Origin of the sequence: Chitinophaga fulva (assembly GCF_012927205.1) — a bacterium.
Classification (GTDB): domain Bacteria; phylum Bacteroidota; class Bacteroidia; order Chitinophagales; family Chitinophagaceae; genus Chitinophaga; species Chitinophaga fulva.
On record NZ_JABBGC010000001.1, the window covers coordinates 2,585,865 to 2,599,808 of the forward strand.

The 13,944-nt window shown below is 46.8% G+C and carries 15 protein-coding genes; 10 read left to right on the top strand and 5 right to left on the bottom strand.

What is annotated here, in order from left to right; translation table 11 throughout:
• Positions 1 to 112: 112 nt before the first annotated feature.
• Together HHL17_RS10750 and HHL17_RS10755 are read left to right on the top strand one after the other, a co-directional pair.
• Entirely contained in the window at positions 113 to 925 is an 813-nt protein-coding gene (locus tag HHL17_RS10750) for a hypothetical protein (protein WP_169224720.1), read from the top strand.
• A gap of 11 nt (positions 926 to 936) precedes the next feature.
• Positions 937 to 2,061 carry a lytic transglycosylase domain-containing protein gene (locus HHL17_RS10755; protein ID WP_169224721.1) on the top strand — a complete coding sequence of 375 codons (1,125 nt, stop codon included), beginning with the start codon at positions 937 to 939 and terminating at the stop codon, positions 2,059 to 2,061.
• On the opposite strand, the gene HHL17_RS10760 is transcribed toward HHL17_RS10755, so the two are convergent.
• Genes HHL17_RS10760 through HHL17_RS10770 form a run of 3 tightly spaced genes read right to left on the bottom strand, consistent with a single transcriptional unit; the run spans position 1,971 to position 5,322 of the window.
• Positions 1,971 to 3,803 (bottom strand): type VI secretion system baseplate subunit TssF, encoded by a 1,833-nt coding sequence (locus tag HHL17_RS10760; RefSeq protein WP_169224722.1) that lies wholly within the window; start codon positions 3,801 to 3,803, stop codon positions 1,971 to 1,973. The genes HHL17_RS10755 and HHL17_RS10760 overlap by 91 nt on opposite strands.
• Before the next feature lie 22 nt (positions 3,804 to 3,825).
• Entirely contained in the window at positions 3,826 to 4,257 is a 432-nt protein-coding gene (locus HHL17_RS10765) for a GPW/gp25 family protein (RefSeq protein ID WP_169224723.1), read from the bottom strand.
• Between the two features lie 9 nt (positions 4,258 to 4,266).
• Positions 4,267 to 5,322, bottom strand: a complete 1,056-nt coding sequence (locus HHL17_RS10770; RefSeq protein WP_169224724.1) for a PKD domain-containing protein — start codon at positions 5,320 to 5,322, stop codon at positions 4,267 to 4,269.
• Between the two features lie 223 nt (positions 5,323 to 5,545).
• Between HHL17_RS10770 and HHL17_RS10775 the strand changes: the two genes are divergently transcribed.
• The 7 genes from HHL17_RS10775 to HHL17_RS10805 all read left to right on the top strand — a co-directional run bounded on the left by HHL17_RS10775 (position 5,546) and on the right by HHL17_RS10805 (position 11,687).
• The gene (locus HHL17_RS10775; RefSeq protein WP_169224725.1) at positions 5,546 to 6,505 is read left to right on the top strand and encodes a hypothetical protein; all 960 of its coding nucleotides are present in this window, start codon (positions 5,546 to 5,548) and stop codon (positions 6,503 to 6,505) included.
• 152 nt (positions 6,506 to 6,657) lie between these two features.
• Positions 6,658 to 7,470 (top strand): TssN family type VI secretion system protein, encoded by an 813-nt coding sequence (locus HHL17_RS10780; protein ID WP_240975697.1) that lies wholly within the window; start codon positions 6,658 to 6,660, stop codon positions 7,468 to 7,470.
• Positions 7,471 to 7,480: 10 nt separating this feature from the next.
• Positions 7,481 to 8,656, top strand: coding sequence for a hypothetical protein (locus HHL17_RS10785; protein ID WP_169224727.1), 1,176 nt, complete (start codon positions 7,481 to 7,483; stop codon positions 8,654 to 8,656).
• Between the two features lie 159 nt (positions 8,657 to 8,815).
• Complete coding sequence (gene tssO / locus HHL17_RS10790) at positions 8,816 to 9,340, top strand: type VI secretion system TssO (RefSeq protein ID WP_078672121.1); 525 nt, start codon at positions 8,816 to 8,818, stop codon at positions 9,338 to 9,340.
• A gap of 162 nt (positions 9,341 to 9,502) precedes the next feature.
• Entirely contained in the window at positions 9,503 to 9,889 is a 387-nt protein-coding gene (tssD, locus tag HHL17_RS10795; protein WP_169224728.1) for a type VI secretion system tube protein TssD, read from the top strand.
• A 718-nt stretch (positions 9,890 to 10,607) separates the two neighbouring features.
• Positions 10,608 to 11,063: a hypothetical protein gene (locus tag HHL17_RS10800; protein WP_169224729.1), complete on the top strand. Its 456-nt coding sequence runs from the start codon at positions 10,608 to 10,610 to the stop codon at positions 11,061 to 11,063.
• Positions 11,064 to 11,309: 246 nt separating this feature from the next.
• On the top strand, positions 11,310 to 11,687 hold the full coding sequence (locus tag HHL17_RS10805) for a hypothetical protein (RefSeq protein ID WP_169224730.1): 378 nt from the start codon (positions 11,310 to 11,312) through the stop codon (positions 11,685 to 11,687).
• An 89-nt stretch (positions 11,688 to 11,776) separates the two neighbouring features.
• Here HHL17_RS10805 and HHL17_RS10810 read toward each other — a convergent pair whose 3' ends face one another.
• Both HHL17_RS10810 and HHL17_RS10815 read right to left on the bottom strand, forming a co-directional pair.
• Entirely contained in the window at positions 11,777 to 12,223 is a 447-nt protein-coding gene (locus HHL17_RS10810) for a hypothetical protein (RefSeq protein ID WP_169224731.1), read from the bottom strand.
• Positions 12,224 to 12,399: 176 nt separating this feature from the next.
• The gene (locus HHL17_RS10815; RefSeq protein ID WP_169224732.1) at positions 12,400 to 13,053 is read right to left on the bottom strand and encodes a DUF1349 domain-containing protein; all 654 of its coding nucleotides are present in this window, start codon (positions 13,051 to 13,053) and stop codon (positions 12,400 to 12,402) included.
• Positions 13,054 to 13,176: 123 nt separating this feature from the next.
• Between HHL17_RS10815 and HHL17_RS10820 the strand changes: the two genes are divergently transcribed.
• Positions 13,177 to 13,941, top strand: a complete 765-nt coding sequence (locus HHL17_RS10820) for a response regulator transcription factor (RefSeq protein WP_169224733.1) — start codon at positions 13,177 to 13,179, stop codon at positions 13,939 to 13,941.
• Positions 13,942 to 13,944: the final 3 nt, after the last annotated feature.

The window sequence follows — 13,944 nt, forward strand, 5'->3', positions numbered from 1 at the left end:
AACTCAACTGTTAAGTGTAAATACAATGAAAGCGGTGCGCAGTATTTTATTTTGTTTGTTAATTGGAACGGCCCCCACAGCGATGGCACAGCAAGTCGGAAGAACTGATACTGTGCTGACAAAAAGAGGCGCTTCTACCCTTATTACCAGTGGTTCTCCTATCACCACATTCCAGATCGGTGATGGAAAAAACACAGATTATGATTACCGGATCGTAGACGGCAACATGGCGGTAGTAAGAGCAGTCACAGCATCTCCCAAGCCCACCAATCTGATTGTCCGTGAAGGGGACAATATTCACTACATGATCCTCACGTACCGTGAGAATGCAGACCTGTCTAAGCTGAAGTATGTGCTGTCCAGGAAAGCGGCAGGAGGCAAGGAAACTGCCATGGCCGGTACGCCTGAGCCCAGGCATGGTGATAAGGACTCCGGCAACAAGAACCAGACTACCCTTAAGTTCCCTGAGGAAGATGAGAGTGCTCCACTGATCAGTGTGGATACCGTTACGGTAAGTGATCTGGCGGAAGACTTCAGAAAAGACAGCAAAGTCAATCACAACTACGAAGTGAAAATAGACGGAGTGAGCATTGGTTATGCCAAAGCGATGACACTCAGTTCACTGAACTACTTCTGCTTCCATATCCGTAACAAAAACAATGATCCCTACGAGTTTGTGAAAGTTACGCTGATACACAAGGAGAAAAAAGATACCGCAGTGCTGCATACCATGCCGCTGCTGTATAAGAAAGGTCCGGCTACTATTGAAGCCCACGGTGAAGCACAGGAAGTATTCGTAGTGCCATCCAGAACTTTCAAAAAGGAGGATGAGATCATCATCGTACTGGAACCTGCCGAAAACAAGCCGCAACTGGTGTTGTATGTGCCTGCCAGCACATTGCCCAAGTATATGTTGACAAAATAGGAAAACGTGTCATGAGACGCTGGTATCTTATAGGGTTGTTTGTCTGCCTCCTCACTGTTCCAACCATGGCGCAGCAGGTTGACTTCTGCGGCGAAGTGGTGCCTATGGAGCGGGACTTTGTGTCGTTCCGGCTCATGGATGTCATCAAAAGGAATCTTCGTTATCAGGGATACCTGCCGGCGCTTCGTTCCAAAGCGGAGATGTATTTCCCGGTAATAGAACCTATTCTGCAACAATACCAGGTTCCGCTGGATTTTAAATACCTGCCTATTGTGGAGAGCGGCCTCACCAACGCTACCTCTCCGGTGGGAGCACAGGGCGTATGGCAGATCATGCCCGGTACCGCCGCAGAACTGGGGCTGACCGTTGCCGGTAACTATGATGAGCGTAACCACCTGATAAAGGCCACCCATGCCGCCTGCCGGCTGATACGTATGTTGCACGATCAGCTGCAGTCCTGGACGCTGGCCGCAGCTGCCTACAACTGTGGCGCAGGCAATATCTCCAAAAATATCCGCCGGCAGGGCAGCCGTGATTATTATCAGCTGATGCTGAATAATGAAACGGCGCAGTATATCTACAAAATCATCGCTATCAAACAGCTGTTTGAAAGCCCCGAACTGTATCTGCCGGGCTTTGGCTACAATGTCTTTGCTAAAAGAGACAGCAAAGGTTCTGTATTTGCCAATCCGCAAACACCGCCTCCTGGTAATATCCAGGACTTCAATACCATCCGTATCAATATCGGCAAAAAGGCATTGCCGAAACAATCCTCCACCGTATATACTGCCCGTTTGCAGACAAATGCGGCTTTCCGTGACGGAGAGCTGGTCAGTATTCATATGCTCGACAACATGCAGGCTAATGGCGTGTATGTGGGGCGTAATGCCAGTTTGTCCGGCAAAGGATGGATTGTGAGCAACCGGGTGTATGTAGACCTTGGCTTCGGTAGTGCCGTGGTGCTCTGTGCCACAGATGGCAAAAAAGGAGTGCCGCTCGATCTGTTAAAGACCGGCGGCGAAGTAAGGTTGCTGAGTACGGACAGTCACATCAGTACATCATTGATGAATACACGGAATGGGAACGTATTGGCGGATTTTTCTTCCAGCTGGAGCAGCAGTTCCTCTTTTAAATAATGCAGATTGGCAGATGGATACCTGGCAATGGGCTGTAACAGTTGCAGCTTAATATCCATGGTCCTTACATAACCTGCATTGCCGCCGGGCTGCAGGCTCACACCTTTAGTCACCACGGCTGCTTTCAGCTCTTTACCGAAAATGGTACGGCATAACGCTTTGATATCTTCCGGCGTCACGATCCTGTTATGTGACAACAGGTGAGCGCGATAGAGATTGATTTTCTCATCGATGTTCAACCGGTCTTTACCGCCTTGTGTGTTGGTCAGCAGGGTAATGCTGCCCGGTTTGGTTTGTATGCTGCCATATTCCAGCAGTTTGCTGCCCATGCGGATGTTGTTGGCAGCAGTACCATTGGTGGAGTAGAATTCGATGAAGATATAAGCCGCATTTTCTTTGGGTTTCACCATCACATAGGGGATATTCCCCTTGTTGGATCCGGGCTGCAACTGTTCTTCCAGTGAAGCGATCAGTTGATGCAGTTCCCGCATACGGTTGGTGACGTAATCGTTTTTAACTTCTTCAAACAGCGAACTTTCATCCCGTATCACTTCCATGAGATAGGCAATCACTTCTTTGGCTTCACGGGTATCGAAGCGGCCGATGCCGCTGCTGCGGACCACCAGTTCACCTTCCTGCATCTGGCCTGCCGTGGCGAAGTTGCGGACATAATAATCAGTGCCTTCCAGGTCGTACACTCTTTTGATATCGAAGAAGATATCCGGTGTTTGCAGGGGGATGATATTGAGATAACGGTTCAGTTTCAGCGACTGTTCGTTATTTTTTTTGTTGATAACCGGGAAACAGTTGATGCTGCAGTATAAATCCTCCAGCAGCGTATGATGAAGCGCTTCCGGGAATTCGATGCGGATCCATTGGATCTCTTTCTGCAGCTTCTCTGCTTCCTGTCCGAAGGTGCTGACCAGCATAGCCGGCAGCGACGCTGTGCCTGTCTTATGGACACGTGTATCCGTAATCGTGAGGAAGTGTTTGCGGAAACGTTGCAGGATATGCTGACTGTAGCGCGCATTGGTATCCACGGCTACTTCCACCATTCTTTCGATTTCTTCCTCGTCAACCGGGCGGCTGTGATGGTAGCCTGCTTTTACGGTCACTTCAGTATCATGGATGAAGAAACGTGCCAGTGGCAGGTAGTGGTAGAACATTTCCTGCTGGTGGATATTGCGGAGGTCAAAGAAGAAGGACATGCCTTCGAAGCTGAGGCTTGTATCTTCGAGAGACAGTCCCAGCCACAGGTGGTTGGGCGCTGCGTCGGGGAGGGTATGGCCTTGCAGTATTTGTTCTTTGAACCAGTTGTCGCGTGTTTCGTATAGTTTACTGCCGATGCCCAGGTATTGCACATGGCCTTTAAAGAGGCGGTGCGTGGTGACCGGGGAAAAGAACAGGTCCTGGCTGTTGTGACCGGCTTTTGTATGATGATAGAACTGATGATCGGCCTGGATGTCGGCGATGGTTTCGGTAGACAGGGCATGGAGGATACCGAAAGCAGGCTGGCTGCTGGTGATGGGTTCCGGCATCATGATCTGGGCCAGTCTTTCCACCAGACGGGCATGAGAAACGTCCACTTCGCCTGATATTTTTTCCAGTTCGCTGGCACAGGCTTCCAGCAGGAGTTGTACGATGGGGTCAAAAGATGTTTCCACTTCCGCGTCGGGGTATCCCCACAGACGGGCAGCGGTTTTCAGCATACGGTCTTTTATCCTTTCCTTTTTTTCTTTCATGTATCGGCGTTAAAAACAATTATCAATCATAAGACAGCGGGCTGATGTAAAAATAGCTGGTGTACTGGAAGGGGTTATTGTTTTTGGCCAGTGTGCCGCTAACAGTGACCCGTATCTTTTTTTTCATTTTGCGGGCGGGCGCCAGCATCAGTTCTTCCTGATTGACGGCCGCCACCACGCGGATCTGTGCCAGTCTTTTTTCGTACCGCAGTACGGCTGTTTTAACAGCATTTTCTATCTGTTCCTTCACCTCATTGTTAGAGGCTTTGATGTCAAAATCACTGTCCCACCACTGACAGCCGTACTGGGGGTCGTCTTTGTTTTCCCCCAGTACCGTGGTGATCAGCAGATGAATATGTTGTCCTACGGATTCTTCCAGGTTGACAGCCGGCACGTCTTTCTTTTGCAGCAGCTGGGAGAAGTCCATGGGTAGCTTATAATACTTTCCTTTCATGGGAACCGCTTAAAAAATACCCAATAGTTTTTTCCGGTCGTACATGATCCTGATTTCTTTCACGCATCCGTTGGCGTCTTTGACCAGGTTCACTTTTTCTATTTTGAATTTCTTTTTGCCGTATATGCGTGAGCAGAAGTGGGCAAAATTATCTGTTTCCTTGTCATTGAGCAGTACGCGTGCCGACAGGTTGTCGCACAGGTACTTGGAGAAATCGCCGGCGCTTTTCTGTTTGGTGGTCACCTGTGTGAGCATGAACAGGAATTCATCGTCAGCTACAGCTGGTGCGGTAGGGCCTTTGGGTTTTTCCGGCTCAACAGTCGGCGGTGGTGGCGGTGGCGGCGTGAATCCCAGATCGGGAGTTGGTGCCGCAGTTTGTGGCCTTGCCGGGAAAACGGAGATCCGTTTCATCACCATATGGGCCGTGTCGCCGTTGACGATGAGCGACAGTGTCCTTTCGCCCGGAGAGGAGAACGTGTAGGTAACGGCTGACTGCGAGTGCGCTTCAGCGTTATCCTGCAGGAGGCGCCAGGTCCAGCTGCGCGCGCCTGGTGTTTTGTTGGAGAAGGTTACCGGTCTGCCGGCAAACACTTCGCCCGGGCCGTCGATCACGGGGAAGATATCAGGGTGTGCTTCCACCGGGGCAGTTGGAGCGGCAATGATAATAATTTCCTTGTTCCAGGCGCATTTGCCGGAAACGAGTGTGACCATATAACTGCCGGGTTTGTTGAAAGAGTGGTACACCTGTGCACCGGTTTGCCGGGCAGAGGAGTCACCAAATTCCCAGGAGAAGTTATTTCTTTTCTTATCCTTGTTTTCGGCGTTGAAGGTAATGACTTCGCCTACCGTGTAGGCTTTGCCGGAAGTATGTTGTTTGTTGCTGAGAACAATGTCAGTGGTGGTGCAGTCTTCCTTTGAATCCAGCTGGAATGCAAGCAGCACAACGCTGATGAGGAATAAGCCAAAGAAAGTCCACAGTACCATGGGGTCAACATGACTGGCAATTTTACCAAAGGGTCTGAACGAATTTACCTTGTGTTCATTTTCGGGTTTGCGGGGGGCCATTTGTTTTTCAGGTTTTGCAATTTCAGATTCACAATTTTACTGTTTTTTTGGATAACTTGCCTATGTAGCCGCAGCGTTTTTTCTTTTTTGAAAATTTGAGTCACATATAAATGTAATATATTATTTTTGGGGCAGATAGTTAGCCCGGATAACCATAGGAACAGTTGAGATTAGATAGTTATGCTAACGACGACGAGCCCGAAAAACCTAAAATGATAACCTCATGGTAAACAACGCCCAGAAAGCGGTGGTATTGGAAGAAGTGATCACACATGTTGCGGAATTCCCTTATGATGTAAGGGCTGAGGTGGTGGTGGGCGAACTGCTGGACAACCAGGTACGCAGGGAAGAAGTGGTGGTGCAGTTAAAGAACGTGTTTACCCGATCATTTAATAAAGATATTCTCCATGTAAAACTGGATGACAGTCAGCCATATCAACCATATGTGGTGATGTCATTATCACGGGATGGCATATATGACCGTTTGCCGGAGGGTTTGTTTCATGAATTCTCTGAGCAGCGTAATAAGTCACGGGGAACGGTGGATATGGTGGCCCGTTATAAGCGGCAGCAGCAGGAAGAGTTGCAGGCGCGGCGTTTTTTCCAGCCATTGGAGAATGAGTTTTTTCTGCAGCGGGTATTTCTGGAGCAGCGGGAAAAGCATTTATTGTTTGATGTGTTTGGTAAAGATGCTGACATGTTGTTCAGCCAGTTCTGGGACTTGCCTGAAGGGTTGCCTGGCGCTGCGGCCAACAGGCTGGTGAAGCTGTTACCATATATGCATCGTATAGCCGGCAACTGCCGGATGATCCGGCTTTGTCTGCAGCTGGTGTTGGAACAGGAGGTAGAGGTTAGCGTAGACCATACGCCGCAGGCTGTACGAACAGAGACCGGTGTGCCGCTCGGCGAATGGTGCCTGGGAGTGGATGGTATGGTGGGGCAGGTATTTTATACAGATATGCCCCGGGCCACAGTGACCATCGGTCCGCTGCAACGCCAACGGGTATATGACTACCTGCCATGGCAGCCTTATGGCCGCTTGCTGGAAACCTGCTACGGTTATCTTTTTCCGGTAGATATGGATATCAACACTGTGTTGGTGCCCGATCCTGCCGACAAAAAGAAGACCCTTTCCGATCAGCAGGTGCAAGATGGGCTTATGGGATATAATTTTTTCCTGTAGCCATTTTTTTGCACGGATGTGGAATTATTTTTGTTAACATTGTTAACGCGTAAAAAACGCTGTTATGTTAAATGCCCAAAAAAAGAAAAACCTGACATACCGGAAGAGCTATGAGATACACCGCTAAATTCTATTTGATGTTGGCCGGCGTTATGGCCGTAGGATCAATCATAGTGGCTTTACTCAGCAGATACATTAAAAATTTCAGTCTTTTTAAAAAGAAGGCACTGTTGTATTTAGCATGTATGACGCTGATATTTGCTGTGATTAGTTCCATCCCTTTCCTATTTACCCACAAGAACCTGATGGACCAGTATCTGTTTTACCAGGTATGGTTTCTGGGGCTGGGGATATTACACTGTCACTTTATGTATACCCGCTTTTGGGCCAATGAAACTACGTTAGGGTCTGAACTGGCCTTTATTGTCGCGATCTGGTTGTTTGGCGGTGTCGGATTTGTACTGGTAAACCGTTTCCTGGACAAAGACGCTTTCCTTTATTACCCCATGCTCACCAGTATGTTTGCATTTGTGCTGCCCACTTTTGTATACAAGACTTTTGAGAAGATGATGGCTATCCCGGTGAAGGTGCACAAGTGGTGGCAGTATCCGATGTACAAGGAGGTACCGGAGGTGAATGACGACGATATGCGTGATTTGATCGTTATAGGGCTGGAAATGGAGAAGGGTAATGGTGACCGTAACCGGACCTATTTCAGGGCCCGTACGCCTATTAAAATGGACCTTGGCGACCTGTTTTACCATTTCATCAATGACTATAACGACCGCTATCCGAATACACCGATTGACTTTGTGGACGATAACGGACAAGCCTATGGCTGGGTGTTCCACCTGAAGCCGAGGTGGTTTGGCGGTGCCAAAACACTGGACCCTCATAAGGCCGTGTTTATGAATGGGATCAAAGAGAACAGCGTGATCATTTGCAACAGAATTATGTTATCCTAAACGTATTATTATGGCCGAGCCGTTGAAACATTTTCCCGTGAACTGGGTGGACGGGATGAAGATAAAGAAGCAGCATTTTATCGATACTGAAAATGCGTTGCTGGACCAGATCAGGGATGCCCTTGCCTGTGGTGTGAACGCCATTAACTATGGATTGCTGCCTCCGAAAGCAGAACATAAAGAATCATTGCGTTGCTGGTTTGTGACAGACAATCAGCACCTGTGGCGTATAAAACTGACAGAGTGCAGGGCGGTGACGCCTGGTGGCGGCCGTATTGAGATACCGGAGCATACCGTGCATTCGTTGCGTTATGCCACCACCTTCCCGGAAGCTACCTACACGTGGGACCCGGAACATACGGAGAGCACCTATTATGTGTTGATACAGATAAATCCATTTAACCGGCAACCGAGCGGAGAGCCGTTGCTGGAAGAAGAGCCGCCGCGCCTGCCATATGCCACACCTGAATACAGCCTGTATGTATTGCCTGCATCCCAAATGCCGCAGGGGCAGCTGGGCAGCTACCAGGCAGTGCTGGCCAAGATAACGGTAGCGGATGGACGACCACAGATGGATGATGATTATATCCCGCCATGCAGCATTGTGGTGGCGCATCCGGCCCTCGTGGACCTGTATCATGAACTGGACCAGTTCCTTGGACAAATGGAATTGTATGGTGTGCATATCGTACAGAAAATCTATGGACGTAACCAGAACAATGACCTGGCACTGGTAGTATTATATATCACTGAGAAAATGGTGCAGTTCCTGGGCACGCGCATCACGCAGTTCCGCTGGCTGGCACTCAATCAGCCACCGGCGCAGATGCTGGAAGTGATAGCAGGGCTGGCGCGCACCATGAAAAATGCGATCGACCAGCGCGCCGGCGCCGGGAAGGAAGAGCTGCTCAATTACCTGTCTGAATGGTGTGAATTGCGACAGGGGGAACTGGAAAACCTGATGGTGAATTGCGCCAATATCCGTTATAAACACCTGGACGTGCGGGAGTGTCTGCAACCCATGATCCCGTTTGTACGGGCTGTGAATAAACTCTTTGAAAGCCTCAGTAGACTGGATTACATTGGCCGCAAACAAGACAGCAATATTTTTGTGAAAGAAGAATCTGCAGAAGATTCCGAATACCTGCGTAAACATAAAACCAAACGCTGGTTCTTTACTGACTGATAAATAGTAGTTGCAGGCTTTTGGCAGACAGCTTTTGGTGTTTTTTCATTTACCGGGTAGTGAATGGGTTTCGCCGGAAGCTGCGTCCAGAGCCGGGCCGGCAACTATCTACGATATTAAATTTATCTAAACCAATAACAGCTTAAAGCTCAGATTCGTATGCAAGTATTAAACAAGCAGGAGAGAACAGCTTCCTTCCTATGGTTCCTGTTATTTTTTGTGGTCACGGTAGCACTGTTTGTGCTGGCCATCTTTTTTAATTATCAGGTGCCATCAAGGGAGAATGCTTCCCTTCGCAAGGAGTTGACCGCTTTCCGCCAGGAGCAGGCATTTCAGGCGGAGTTCCTGCAGAAGCTGGATAAGGTGAAACATAACCTCGACTCCATCAATCTCCCTAACCAGAACGCCAATTATATGGACCAGGTCATTGCCGGTTCACTGGCAGAAATGCGTAATTCCATTCCAAAAGATGTGGTAACACATTATGCTTTGTATGATAACATCGTACAGGCCTGCCTGTCATTACAGCAAACCAAGCAGCAACTGCGTGAGTTACAGAATGCACAGCAGAATATCGCGGGACTGAAAGAACAGGTGCTGGACCTCACCAGTAAGCTGGAAAGCAAAAGCAGGGACCTTGATAACTGCCGCCAGATGATGCTGCTTAATAGCCGCGCCCACTAACGATGCCGGATGTACTGTTATTGGTATAAAAAAATTGTTAACGCTGAAAAAAAGTAGTTAGGATAATTGACGGAAATAAAAAAAATATTTATTTTTGAGGTTCATACTTTTTCCTTTTTAATAGGTATTTTTCTTTATTGTAACCTTAAAAATTAACCCGACATGTCCTTCAAGTCAATTTTCACAGTTAATGGAGAGAACTACAATGTTCAACACGTCTCCTACGACCTCAGCCAGGAAACAGATGCAACAGGGCGCCCTTCAGCGATCACTCGCGGCGGCCGCATCAGAATGACCGTAGAGTCTACTGGCAAAACAGAACTCTTTGAGTGGATGGTAAACAATTTCGAAAGAAAAGACGGTACCGTTACATTCTACAAAAGAGACACTGATTCCAAACTGAAAACGTTGGAATTTAAAGAAGGTTACCTGGTTAAGTTTGAAGAGTCTTTCGACTACGAAAACAAAAACCCGATGGTTATCACCTTCACCATTTCCGCCCGTGAAATTAGCATGGGTAATGCAAAACATGTTAATGAATGGGTGTGATAAACTCCAGACATTATTGAATTAGCAGGAGGGGCTTTCTTAGGAAAGCCCCTTTATATTTGGGGTAAAGTTATCTTGTGATGGGGTGTATGACCTTGTTGGTAAACATAGACTGCCGTTAGGTTGCAGCAGACAGGTGAGTGTGCCGCCTATAGGTATTATGGTTAATAATACTGCGGATGTGTGACAGTTTGCACGCACATCCGGTCTATATGACGCTGCTGGCAGCATATCGCGACATCGGTGTCTCCATTGGTTGTAATGTGCCCTATTGATAATTAGAATGAGAATGAGCGCAGTGTTTTTTTGCCGGATATGAGCATTACTGACAGCAGGGTAGCGTGTCTTTATAAGCCCTTGTTATGTATTTTCTGCTTCATTGCGGTAACTGCAACATGTACGCAGCTAATCTGTAGGTTTTGCTATGCCTGATTGATATTGGTCTCTATTCGCTCAAATATTTGAGTCGTGTTGTTGTTATGCAGGGTGATTAGTTTAGCGGAATCGGTTTTTATAAAAAGGAAATGATACCGTCATCAATAGCATCTAGGTTAATTGGTAACAGAAGTAGATAAAACGTTTTCGATGGTATGTTTTGTTTTCGTATAGCCGATCGTGATAGTGCTGATGTGTTGTTTGTCCGCCGGCCGTTTGTTGGCGAATGTCATGGGTTTGGGAGAAGTTAGTAAAGAAGTGTAATAATTGAGTATATTTCTGCATGACCAACACACCACTAACAGAAAAGGATATCCTGGATTTATTGCACCAGTTTGAATCGTGTACGCTGCCTAAGCCTGCATGGACGCATGAGGCGCATCTCATTGTGGCTATTGCATACAACCTGCTGTACGGAAAAACAGCGGCACTGGATAGGGCAAGGAAAAACATCAGCCGGTACAACGAAGCGGTAGGTACTCCCAATACAGACCATAGCGGCTATCATGAAACGATTACCTGCTTCTGGATTTGGCTGGCAGACTGCTTTTTACAGACACAGGAAGATAAATCAATACCGGTTGTATATGATGCGTTTATACGTTCACGTTATACAGATAAACAACTGCCGCTACGCTACTATAGTGCTGTACTGCTTTTCTCAACAACGGCGAGAAGAGCCCTGGTAGAACCTGATATATCTCCCCTTAATATGGCGAACATAGCCGCAGAAAAATAGGAGCAGGTATGGATCACCGTTATAATACTTAAAATGTTGTATAGTCTGTAATTGCCTGCTGAAGCCTGTTTGAGGGAGTCGGTTTGGAGGGTGAATGCCCCAATGTGTGTATGTGTTAACCCGATATTACACATGGGCAGATGTGCCTTTTGAGTCTATAACTACTCTGAAATACAAGCGTTTAGGTATTTCGGTAATGACTTTGGTATGTCAATTGCAAAATGTCAGGTAACCAAAACTGATGTTATGAAGTCAATGCTTAAAATTGTTGGCCTACTGCTGTTAGCCGTTTTTTTGTTTGCCTCCTGTAGCAAAAATACTGATCCTGCTGATGTAGATATTTTTGCAGGAACGTTTAGAGGAAAGGTGAGTTACAGAGATGGGGAAAAAAATATTACTCAGGACAATGGAAGTATTTTTGTAACAAAGGTGGGTACACGTTATGATTTCAGGTTCTCTGATGCCATTCCTGATCTTACCGGCGTTGAATTTGAGAGAAAAGATGATAATACCATGGTGAATATAGGCTCCTCCGGAACAGGTGTCATCACCATTAATAAAGACAAACTGGTGATTGGATTTACGAGAAACAACCAGGTATGGGGAGCAGATTGTTCGAGATAGGTTTCCGCATAATAGTCAACAAAAAGCAGCCGGCTAATTAATATGGCCGGCTGCTTTCCTTTTTAATCATATAGTTTCCTATAGCATCATTATTTAGGTCTGTTAACAAGTACTGCGTGTACGAGGTAGCCTTCGACGCCAGGAATCGGATAGAAATCTTTTCCTGTGGCAGATGTGTCTTCGTATTTGGTTTTAATACTCAGGATAAAGTCACCGGATGTCAGGTTTTTGGCTTTCAGCCAAGCTCCGAAGCCTCGTTCAATATACACTGTTTTGGTAAATGTGCCCTTGCCACTGATTATCCATTCTTTGTCTTCTGTACCGCGGGATCCCGGCTGCTCCTGATGCATATCGCTGTAATGGATGCTGGAAAATGGGGCGTCAGTGAATGATTGGATTTGATAGGTGACGGCTACCATTTCAGGTTTGGGTGCTTGTTCTGCGGGTGCTGCTGGCGGCGGTACCGGCGCTACTTTGTCATTTTTTTTGCATGCCATTGTCAGTGCCATTGCTGACAGAAATAAATACTTTTTCATGGTTTCTCGTGTTGTGATGTTAATTTGGTTGTGCTGGTTATCTCACCGAAAGTATGCCAGAACAGCACGAGCTTTTCATGTAGGGCGGTTAAATCTGAAACTGGATAAGATGCTATCGAATGTAATGACAAAAAGGAAGGCTTCAGATTATATTACCTGAAGCCTTCCTTTACTTGTTATTTCTCTGCGTTTTTCTGCAGCCAGTTTAATCTTCGCTGATCGGGGAGGTGCGTGACGCTAAAGTTTTCAAACTTCGCCAGGAACCCTTTGCCATCCGGAGATGCAGCCATTAAGCCGATCATTACGGGATGATTGTCTTTTAACGGTGCATTGCGGGTCATCACATAGTTCTTGTCATCGTAAGAGTAATAGATCTCTACGGCATCCAGTTTTCTGATAGCTTTTATCCAGATGAAAGGCGGTGTTTTATCCAGTGGCAGCACGCTCCAGTCACTGGTTTGGTTGGTGACTACCGTGCTCACGTTAAACTTACCGTCATAGAACTCAACACCTGTTTTGATATAATGTTCCTGGTCAATCCTGATCATCATGCCCATCTGATCAAACCGTGCTTTATAGTCGCCGGTCAACTTTACCTTCGCTTCAAACTCACCTCCATAAGTCGCATAATAAAAAGGGGCATCATCTACCGTAAAACCATAATGTGAGATACGCCAGTAATCCGTTTGGGGGGTAACAAACATGGACAGGGCATTTTGTTTTATTTCCCATTTGGCCGGCTCATTAAACCACTGCATCTTCTCCAGTGATTGTGCTGAAAGCGTGTGCAGCACAGACATCATCCATACGCTCAGAATTAGTTTCTTCATACTTTATTACAATTTGAATCGGTTTCCGCTTATAGCAATTAATCATGTATATGATATAGCTCCGCAAAGGTAAATTCCTGTAAATGAATGGACAATGGTTAAAAATAACCATATTTGCTTATCATGAACATCCTGGACTCGCTTAATGATTATTTACTGCTGCAAAATTTTGATGACAGCGATGCGTCCGTGAAACTCTCCCGGTCGCAAATGATTGCACAGGTGTATGCGCAAATGGAAAATTCCATTAGTGTTTTAAGTGACCTGAAGCGTAATAAAAGTTATATCTATACCGGCGGAGCTGCTACAACACTTGGCATTGAAGGTTCAACAGTTATGAAAGAAATCGGGTCCATCTGGGAAGAGGAGATTCTCCGGAAAATAAAGGCAGAAGACCTGATAGAAAAGTACGCGTTGGAGCTGCGTTTTTTCCACTTGCTGAAAAGCCTTCCGGTAGCGGAGCGATCAGATTATCAACTGGTGAGCAATATCCGTATGCTGGACAAACGCAACACTTATGTAGCGGTAAAACACCGTATGTTTTATATTCAGAGCACAGCAGATGGCAGCATCTGGCTGGCATTGTGCCTATATAACCTTTCGTTTGAAGCCAATGGGGTGGAGGCTTACCGGGGAACAATCGTCAATACCAAAACCGGAGAGACGATTGGAGATGATGGGTACCAGGTGGATGATATCCTGACCAGCCGCGAGAAAGATGTACTGCTGCTGATCAAAAAAGGGAAAAAGAGCAAGGAAATTGCGGCGCAGCTTTCCATCAGCGTTAATACGGTACACCGCCACCGGCAGAATATCCTGGAGAAACTTCATGTGACCAATTCCATGGAAGCCTGCAGGATGGCGGAGTCGCTAAAGCTGATAAGTTAACGA

Excerpts from the sequence above, each read along its gene's own strand:
- HHL17_RS10755 (WP_169224721.1), top strand. The coding sequence starts at position 937 with ATGAGACGCTGGTATCTTATAGGGTTGTTTGTCTGCCTCCTCACTGTT.
- HHL17_RS10760 (WP_169224722.1), bottom strand. The coding sequence starts at position 3,803 with ATGAAAGAAAAAAAGGAAAGGATAAAAGACCGTATGCTGAAAACCGCT.
- HHL17_RS10765 (WP_169224723.1), bottom strand. The coding sequence starts at position 4,257 with ATGAAAGGAAAGTATTATAAGCTACCCATGGACTTCTCCCAGCTGCTG.
- HHL17_RS10770 (WP_169224724.1), bottom strand. The coding sequence starts at position 5,322 with ATGGCCCCCCGCAAACCCGAAAATGAACACAAGGTAAATTCGTTCAGA.
- HHL17_RS10775 (WP_169224725.1), top strand. The coding sequence starts at position 5,546 with ATGGTAAACAACGCCCAGAAAGCGGTGGTATTGGAAGAAGTGATCACA.
- HHL17_RS10780 (WP_240975697.1), top strand. The coding sequence starts at position 6,658 with ATGGCCGTAGGATCAATCATAGTGGCTTTACTCAGCAGATACATTAAA.
- HHL17_RS10785 (WP_169224727.1), top strand. The coding sequence starts at position 7,481 with ATGGCCGAGCCGTTGAAACATTTTCCCGTGAACTGGGTGGACGGGATG.
- tssO (WP_078672121.1), top strand. The coding sequence starts at position 8,816 with ATGCAAGTATTAAACAAGCAGGAGAGAACAGCTTCCTTCCTATGGTTC.
- tssD (WP_169224728.1), top strand. The coding sequence starts at position 9,503 with ATGTCCTTCAAGTCAATTTTCACAGTTAATGGAGAGAACTACAATGTT.
- HHL17_RS10800 (WP_169224729.1), top strand. The coding sequence starts at position 10,608 with ATGACCAACACACCACTAACAGAAAAGGATATCCTGGATTTATTGCAC.
- HHL17_RS10805 (WP_169224730.1), top strand. The coding sequence starts at position 11,310 with ATGAAGTCAATGCTTAAAATTGTTGGCCTACTGCTGTTAGCCGTTTTT.
- HHL17_RS10810 (WP_169224731.1), bottom strand. The coding sequence starts at position 12,223 with ATGAAAAAGTATTTATTTCTGTCAGCAATGGCACTGACAATGGCATGC.
- HHL17_RS10815 (WP_169224732.1), bottom strand. The coding sequence starts at position 13,053 with ATGAAGAAACTAATTCTGAGCGTATGGATGATGTCTGTGCTGCACACG.
- HHL17_RS10820 (WP_169224733.1), top strand. The coding sequence starts at position 13,177 with ATGAACATCCTGGACTCGCTTAATGATTATTTACTGCTGCAAAATTTT.